This is a genomic window from Mesorhizobium sp., assembly GCF_005063415.1.
Classification (GTDB): domain Bacteria; phylum Pseudomonadota; class Alphaproteobacteria; order Rhizobiales; family Rhizobiaceae; genus Mesorhizobium.
The window spans coordinates 1-1954 of the sequence record NZ_SUEG01000312.1 but is presented as its reverse complement, the minus strand read 5'-3'; the positions used below and the strand labels follow the sequence as shown (position 1 = coordinate 1954).

The window sequence follows — 1954 nt, the reverse complement described above, 5'->3', positions numbered from 1 at the left end:
GGCCGGCGGCCGCGGCTGGCAAGGATGGTAGTCAGCGCGACCGGACGAAAATCCCAGCTGTCGACGCCGACGTCATACTGACGTGTGACCGGGGTCAGCCGGCCGTGCGAATGGCCATGCAGGTCGATCGATTTGCTGCCGATCTGGTTCCAGGTGCGAAAAGGGTAGTGGCAAAGGATCAGCAGGCTGCCGTCGAGCGTCAGCTCCTTATAGTGTTGCGTGCTCGCCCAACCCGTGGCGTCGATGGTGGCCGCAACATCGTTGTTGCCGATGATCAAATGCTTTCTGCCATGAAGAGACGACAGCAGCGACGACACGAACGCGGCCGATCCCCTGGCGAAATCGCCGAGATGCCAGACCTCGTCGTCCGGCCCGACAGTCTCGTTCCAGAACGCAATGAGCGCCCGGTCATGTTCCGCCAGCGAGCCGAACGGACGGCGATCGATGCGCAAAATGCGCGGGTCGCTGAAATGCGTGTCGGCGGTGAAGTAGATCATGCGCTGGAGCCTGCTATCGAACTGCCGCGCATCTGGGCGCGTGGCGCACCTAGTCCATCTCGCTCTCCCCGATGCCTGCTCAACCCGCTCGATCGCCGGTTGTTCCTGTAGGCAAGCCTGGGCGGAACTTTGAAACGGGGGAACTTTGAAATGAGACGCAGGTTAGGATGCTTGAAGCCGATGCTCTGAAAGGACCTCGACGATGACCGACGCAGCACCTCTTGGGCGAAGCCCGGCTCAAGCGCGGGGCGATATCGACGCCGGGCGCGAAGGGGATAAGACCGCGGGCATCGATCCGGCTGCGGCTCCCATGGAGACCGACGCGGAATCAGCCGGCAACACTCCGCCGAAGAGCCCTGCTCCGCGCCATGAAACGCCGAAGTTTACCAACCAGGCGAGCTATGCCAATGCGATGCGCCCGCTGAAGGACGAGCCCGACGTCCAACCGCGCAGATACGGGCCAGTCCTGGTGATTGCCGCCATCGTCGTGCTGGCCGCGGCAGTTTTCATCGGCGCAGCCATGCTGCGCTGAATATCGCAGATCCGAGAGCAGTGGCTGGACATTTTGTGTCCGGTCGGGAACTTGCTGACGCACCAGGTTCAGGCGCGATCGAGTCTGCTGCACATTGACCACGACCCATCAATTCTTTGCCCGTGACGCCACCATCGTGGCGCGCGACATGATTGGCGCCTCGCTGTTTTTGCACGGCGTTGGCGGCATCATCGTCGAGACCGAGGCCTATCGTCCGGATGACCCGGCTTCGCATGCTTTCGGTGGCCGGACGGTGCGCAATGGCGCAATGTTCGGCGCCCCGGGCAGCGCCTATGTCTATCGCTCCTATGGCCTGCACTGGTGCCTCAACGCCGTCTGCCTGCCCGGCAGTGCCGTGCTTGTCCGCGCAATCGAACCGCAATCCGGGCTGGACGTGATGCGGGCCAATCGCGGCGTTGACGATGTCCGGCTGCTTTGTTCGGGACCAGGTCGCCTTTGCCAGGCGCTGGCAATCGATAAGTCTCATGACGGGCTGCCGCTGGACGTGCCGCCATTCGAATTCAGCCAGCCGGGCGACGCCAGCGCCATTCTTTCCGGATCGGCATTTCCAAGGCTGTCGATGCGGAGTGGCGGTTCGGCCTTCGTGGCTCGGATTATTTGAGCCGCAAGTTCTGACGCTGCGGCAGCGGCAGAGCAGCTGCCTGGCATCACTCGTCGGGTTTGCCGAGATGCATAGGCGTCCTCTGTTGGCGGGCTTCGCTGGTCACCTCGTCGGCTCCGGCAGGTGAAATCCCTCGCAACGCCTTCGCGGCTTCGATCAGGCGCCCGCGATCATTGCCGAAGCTCTTGATCAGCTGGCGGACCTGGTCGGCGGTGATGCCGTTCTGTTGGGCAAAATACTCGACCTCGCGGTCGTCTTCCGCAGCAACGCGATCGCGGTCGCGGAAATCTCGCTTGCTCTTAT

The 1954-nt window shown here is 62.8% G+C and carries 3 protein-coding genes and 1 pseudogene; 2 read left to right on the top strand and 2 right to left on the bottom strand.

All coding sequences use genetic code 11. The annotated features are described in order from the left end of the window. The coding region (locus E5W70_RS32185) for a metallophosphoesterase (protein ID WP_292665365.1) at positions 1 to 497 on the bottom strand (497 nt) is incomplete at its 3' end. 202 nt (positions 498 to 699) lie between these two features. On the opposite strand from E5W70_RS32185, the gene E5W70_RS32180 reads away from it, so the two are divergent. Further along, positions 700 to 1029: a hypothetical protein gene (locus E5W70_RS32180; protein WP_292665363.1), complete on the top strand. Its 330-nt coding sequence runs from the start codon at positions 700 to 702 to the stop codon at positions 1027 to 1029. 148 nt (positions 1030 to 1177) lie between these two features. Beyond that, positions 1178 to 1665: pseudogene (locus tag E5W70_RS32175) on the top strand (DNA-3-methyladenine glycosylase). Positions 1666 to 1697: 32 nt separating this feature from the next. On the opposite strand, the gene E5W70_RS32170 reads toward E5W70_RS32175, so the two are convergent. Continuing rightward, positions 1698 to 1954 (bottom strand): DUF3606 domain-containing protein (locus tag E5W70_RS32170; protein WP_292665361.1); only part of this gene is annotated, 257 nt, incomplete at its 5' end.